4 protein-coding genes are annotated in these 6,298 nt (G+C 48.4%); all 4 read left to right on the plus strand.

The genetic code is table 11. The features are described from left to right. Positions 1–215: 215 nt before the first annotated feature. The 4 genes from AC0J20_RS18800 (at position 216) to AC0J20_RS18815 (ending at position 5,700) form a co-directional block, all read left to right on the plus strand. Complete coding sequence (locus AC0J20_RS18800; RefSeq protein WP_229528262.1) at positions 216–1,709, plus strand: methyl-accepting chemotaxis protein; 1,494 nt, start codon at positions 216–218, stop codon at positions 1,707–1,709. Positions 1,710–2,334: 625 nt separating this feature from the next. Continuing rightward, positions 2,335–3,345: an aspartate carbamoyltransferase gene (locus AC0J20_RS18805; protein ID WP_229528261.1), complete on the plus strand. Its 1,011-nt coding sequence runs from the start codon at positions 2,335–2,337 to the stop codon at positions 3,343–3,345. 53 nt (positions 3,346–3,398) lie between these two features. Continuing rightward, a complete protein-coding gene (hemL, locus tag AC0J20_RS18810; protein WP_229528260.1) occupies positions 3,399–4,679 on the plus strand; it encodes a glutamate-1-semialdehyde 2,1-aminomutase in 1,281 nt (426 codons plus the stop codon). A 127-nt stretch (positions 4,680–4,806) separates the two neighbouring features. After that, complete coding sequence (locus tag AC0J20_RS18815) at positions 4,807–5,700, plus strand: cell envelope integrity TolA family protein (RefSeq protein ID WP_473022916.1); 894 nt, start codon at positions 4,807–4,809, stop codon at positions 5,698–5,700. Positions 5,701–6,298 lie beyond the last annotated feature (598 nt).

Genomic DNA, 6,298 nt, shown 5'->3' on the forward strand with positions numbered 1-6,298 from the left:
TGTGTGCAAAATTGTACCATAAAGATCAACACGCTCTTAACAAAAACGCCATCGGAAGGCGTCAGGTAAAGATTTGCTGTGCCCACAAATTGTAACTATAGTGTTACAGGAACGTTTCAGGCTTGTTAATGACCCAGCCGCACCGGGGATTGGTGCGACAATTTTCAGTCTGGATTTTACCGAAAAGCGTACAAAAAAAGAGGCATTAGACGCCCATGTTTAAATCGATAAGTAACCAACTGGTATTTTGGTTGTTCGTCAGTGGTTTTATAGCTGCCAGCCTATCCGGTTCAATCGCCTATATGATTTCTTCCGGTCAGGCAGAAAACGAATTTGAACAACAAATGCAGGCCCAGCTCAGTTATGCCAGAGTGGCTCTGATAGAGCCGGTATTCACTTATGATTATGGTCAGGTAGAGCAAATTGCCAAAGCCATGACAGACATCGATATTGTTTCCGGGGTCACTATAACTGACCATCGCGACAAAGAACTCGGCAAGTCAGGGAAAACCCGGGTAACCGATGATTCCTTCGAAGCATTTGAAACCGGCGTCATTAGCCGGGACAACAAAGAAATCGGCAAGATCAGCGTGGTGTTCACCAAAGCGCCAATGCAAAGCAAATTGGCCAGTAATGCTTTCTCTGCGATGTTTAACATCCTGATCCTGGTGGTGGTAATGTTGGTTGCAGCCGTGATAACCACCAGAAAATTAGTTTTGTCACAGTTGCTGGATGTTACTTTATCTATCAAGGAAATTGCTTTAGGTGACGGCGATTTAACCCGTAAACTGAAAGGTGCCCGAAGTACAGAGTTTGCCAACCTGGCACGCAACTTCCACCTGCTGCTGGAAAAACTAACGGAACTGATTAAAAACGTACTGCAAACCGGTAACGTCATTGAAAACCGTTCTGAAACCATAAAATCCATGATGGTGAATGCCAATAAATCCACGGATACCCAGTTGTCCGATGTGCAGATGATTGCCACAGCCTTGCAGGAAATGTCTATCACGGCGTCCAAAGTCGCCGAGCATTCGAAGCACACTGTTGAGCAAACAGACATTGCCAAAGAAAGAGTGGAACAAGGTCGGGATCGCGTTGAGAGCAGTGTGGGCATCATCAAAGGATTAGAAAGCCAAATCATGGGCACTGCCGACCAGGTTTATCGACTGCGTGACAACAGTGAAAAAATTGGCTCTGTTGTAACCGTTATCAAATCTATCGCTGAACAAACTAACCTGTTGGCACTGAATGCGGCCATTGAAGCCGCCCGGGCTGGCGAGCAAGGGCGAGGATTCGCGGTTGTAGCTGATGAAGTACGTACTCTGGCGCAGCGTACACAAGCATCTACGGAAGAGATTGAGAATATTGTCACCGGTCTGCAAAGCTCAGCCGAAGACGCTCATCAGTCAATGTCCTCCAGTACCAGTGCCGTGGGTCAGGCAGCCACCGAAGCCGACAGTATCAGCGAGATCCTGGATGGTATTCAGGAAACTGTGGTGAATGTCAGCGATATGAACCACCAGATCGCCGTCGCCTCAGAAGAGCAAAGTGCGGTCAGCAATGACCTGAGTAAACGTATCGAATCTATCAGTCATTCTGCCGATGCGCTGGCCACCACTATGAGTGAGGTGGACGAAATTTCCGGCGAACTGGAAGACAAATGCCATGATATGCAAAGCATGTTAGGGCGCTTTAAGTTAGATTAATTAATTTTTGCACTCTGGGCAGCTACATCGTTAGCTGCCCACTATTACCTATCTAGAGATCGTGATTACTCACTAAGTGACCATAAGGTCCTGGATCTAAATTTCTTCATTTTAAAATGAGGCCAAGCTGCTTCGTTTTTGTATTTGGTCAGTTCAGACAATGTTGGCACCAGACTATTATCATATTGCGCTATCTCACTGGCGCTCTTTTGATAATGGTACGTACTCTTTACCTCAGTGATTTGATGCAGCTCCCTGGAAGGGGCGCTCCCCTTCAACCCCCTATTGGCCCTGGCGCGAGACAACATAAGCCGCAAGCGCAGAACCAAAAGACCGTCAATGAAAGTATATCCCTATACTTGCATAGACTTGGGCAACATCCATGTTGCCAATCTTCTGGTTTTTACTGCCCTTACGGCTTATCTCGCGAAAGGGCCAGATTTGACCGGACTTCCTACACAGCAACGGATAATAGTTTAACAAAATATCAAAGCTCAACAGTGTCCAATGGTAAAACGGCAATCGCTCAATCGGATAAATACAGATAAACTCGTGCAACGACTTTCTTTTTGCTGGCAACCGAAGGACAATACACAGGTTTAATTCATCAGCAGGGTCAATCACCATGAGTCGTTTTTTAGGACAACATATCTTGTCTGTAAATCAATTTGATATCGATGCCATTCGTCAAATTTTTCAGGTTGCGGACTCCATGGAAGTCTATACCCGCAGGGAAAAGCGCACTACGGTATTAGATGGTGCCATTTTAGGAAACCTGTTTTTTGAGCCCAGTACCCGAACACGGGTCAGCTTTGGTACAGCCTTTAATTTGTTAGGCGGTAAAGTGCGTGAAACCGTGGGAGTGGGTAACTCGGCCCTGGCGAAGGGCGAATCCTTGTATGACACCGCCAGAGTACTCAGTGGCTATTCCGATGTCATTGCCATGCGTCATCCTGACGCCGGATCAGTGGAAGAGTTTTCCAAAGGCAGTCGGGTCCCCTGTATCAACGGTGGTGATGGTCCCAACGAGCACCCTACCCAGGCCCTGTTAGATTTGTATACCATTAAAAAAGAGCTGGCCTTTCATCAGCGTGGTATTGATGGCCTGCACATTGCCATGGTGGGAGATCTTAAATTTGGTCGCACAGTGCACTCTCTGGCCAAACTCTTGTGTTTGTTTAACGATGTGCGCTTTACCTTTATTTCACCTGAAGAGCTGAGTATGCCTGATTATATTCTGGACACCATCAGCAACGCAGGTCATCGGTTTAAGGTGCAAAATACCCTGGATGGCCAATTTGATGCCGATATCTGCTATCAAACCCGGGTGCAGGAGGAGCGCTTCCCATCCAAAGAAGAGGCCAACAAATATCGGGGTAAGTTTCGCCTGAATCAGGCGATTTACACCCAACACTTCCAGTCTAAAACCGTGATAATGCACCCACTACCGCGCGATTCTCGTGCTGACGCCAATGAACTGGATAATGATCTGAACCAAAATCCGAATTTAGCCATATTCCGTCAGACCGACAATGGGGTTTTGGTCAGAATGGCCCTGTTCGCCCTGGCATTGGGTGTTGAAAATAAAGTGAGAGACTATGAACGGGCCGTTCCCTGGCACTATCACAGCAAATAACCGCCCCGAACCTGTTTAACTAATCGCAAAAAAGACAAGAGAGCAAAGCAGTAATGCAAAAATCTGAACAACTTTTTTCCCAGGCAAAACAACATATCCCGGGTGGCGTAAACAGCCCGGTTCGCGCCTTTAAAGCCGTTGGAGGTACTCCGCCCTTCATTGCAAAAGCCGACGGTCCTTACCTGTACGATGCAGACGGTAAACAATACATCGACTATGTCTTGTCATGGGGGCCAATGGTTCTGGGCCACAACAATGAAGCCATCAGAAACGCGGTGGCAAAAGCGATCGAGAACGGTCTGAGCTTCGGTGCTCCCACCGAACTGGAAGTGCAAATGGCCGAACTCATCAGCCGTCTGGTGCCCAGTATGGAGATGTCCCGCATGGTAAACTCCGGGACGGAAGCCACCATGAGTGCCATCCGTCTGGCACGCGGTTATACCGGCAAAAACAAAATTCTGAAATTTGAAGGCTGTTATCACGGCCATTCAGACAGCCTGCTGGTTAAGGCTGGCTCAGGCGCTTTGACCTTTGGAGTGCCCAGCTCACCCGGTGTACCGGACAGTGTGGCGCAACACACCCTGACAGTAGAGTTTAATAACCTCGCCAGTGTTGAGGCGGCTTTCACTCAGTGCGGTGACGATATCGCCTGTATCATTGTTGAGCCGGTTGCCGGAAACATGAATTGTATCCCACCAGTGCCAGGATTTCTTGAAGGCCTGCGCAGCATTTGCGACAAGCATGGCGCCCTGTTGATTTTTGATGAAGTCATGACCGGCTTTCGCGTTGCCCTTGGCGGTGCTCAGGCACATTACCAGATCAAACCGGATCTGACCTGTTTAGGTAAAGTTATCGGCGGAGGTATGCCGGTGGGTGCCTTTGGTGGCAAACGAGATATCATGGAACATCTGGCGCCCAGTGGCCCGGTTTATCAGGCAGGGACACTATCAGGTAACCCCATTGCCATGAGCGCAGGTTTAGCGGCTCTGAATGCTATTCAGGCACCCGGCATGTACGACACCCTGGCTGCCAATACCGAAAAGCTGGCACTGGGTATTCAGGCTCAGGCCAAAGAGTTAGGCGTGCCTATGACAGTTAATTATGCCGGCTCTATGTTTGGTTTGTTTTTCACTGATGTCGACAAGGTGGTGAACTACCAACAAGCGATTAGTTGCAACAATGAGCAGTTTAATCGCTTTTACCACAAAATGCTGGAACTTGGCGTGTATTTGGCACCAGCCTCCTACGAGGCGGGATTTGTGTCCAGTATGCATTCAGAAGCCATTATCGACCAGACCATTCAGGTGGCCCGCACGGCACTGGAAAGCCTGTAAACAGGAAACAAAAACGGGCGGATTCTCCGCCCATTTTTTTGTCGCACTGACAGCAATTTTATTAATGGATTGAACTTCCCCCAAAAAATGACCTCTATTGCATAGTTTAATTAGCAACTGATGTCACTTGCATTCAATCAGCATCCATCATATTCCATCCGACGCCAAAGAACCGGACTTCACAGGGTTAGACGGTGACATTGCGTACGGGGACAATCAACAGTATCCGGTATTCGATATCGGGCAAGTGGAATTTGCCGATGCAAAACTTCCCATCGATGTGCACCAGACCATTGACGAACAAAACAGTCCGCCACCTCGTCTCACACTGAGCCAGCAGAAACGAACACTGTTTAGCTCGTTGGTACTTCACAGCATTTTTTGCGCTATCATCCTGTATTTCTCCGCAATGCAAGCCCCGGTAATTTTGCAACCTGCGCCACCAGTCATTCCCATTCAGGCCACCTTGTATTATCCACCTCTACCGGCTGCCCTACCGGCAGAGCCAGAAATAGAAGAAACCGAAACAGCCGTCGAAACACCAGTCGAATCCACACAAGAATTGAGACAAGCACCCATAGCGCGCACTGAAATTACCGATGTACCTGAGCAGGCGATTGCTCAAAACGAACCAGAAGTCGATACTCAGCCCTCACCGGCTACCCCGGAAAACCTGCCTCCTAAAAACGCGCTCAACCATTCAGAGCCCAACAGTCTGCAGCGTCTCAATCAGGCACTGAGTTCACACCTGGGTCAAATAGCTGAACAGGAAATGCAGGCGATGAGCAATGATGCCGTGCGAAACCGCGACCAGACTTTTTACCAGCAACAAACCCAGGGATATAACCTGGTGGAAGAAGATCCAAACAAACGCCCCACTAAAAACATAGATTGCAGCGGCACAACAGGGAAAACCGTCGGCATATTGTCGGGATTGTTAGGCGGTACATTGCGCTGCACCGAAAAACCGGATTTCCAAAGGTATATTGATTCCAGGCTGAATAAAGAAAAACAAGACTAGATTGCAGTGGTGGTTTTAGAAACGGTCCTGCTATTGCGGTCGTAACTCGGGTGATTTTAATAACGTTTCTGAAATTAGGTTCAGTGTACTGATGTAGCGCCTTCGAAGGGGAGATCCCCTTCACCCCCCGTTGGCCCTGACGCGAGACAACATAAGTCTCAAGCGCAGAACCAGAAGACCGTCGATGATAGTGCGTCCATGCACTTCCATCGACTTGGGCAACAATCCCTGTTGCCAATCTTCTGCTTTTACCTGCCCTTTCGGCTTATCTCGCGAAAGGGCCAGATACCAAAGAACTTCGAATATACAGCGGTGAGTTGTTTGACAAATGTATCCAGGGTGTCCGGACTTCCATGGAAATGGTCATTGAGAGTAACGCTCTGTTCAGGTGTGAGCAACGCAACACCAAAGCCGCCGCATTCCACTTTAAACACTAAATGCAACGTATAGCAATCACAGCAATGCGGTGCAATCCTGCTTAAGATGAACAACCGTCCGGTAATAAGAGCCTCCTCAGAGGCTCAGATTGATGATAAACCCCCGCTTTTTAGCGGGGGTTTCTTTTTTTAAGCAGCCGAAGGCTGCGATCGCGATTTTT

It is taken from the genome of Planctobacterium sp. R6 (genome assembly GCF_055755215.1).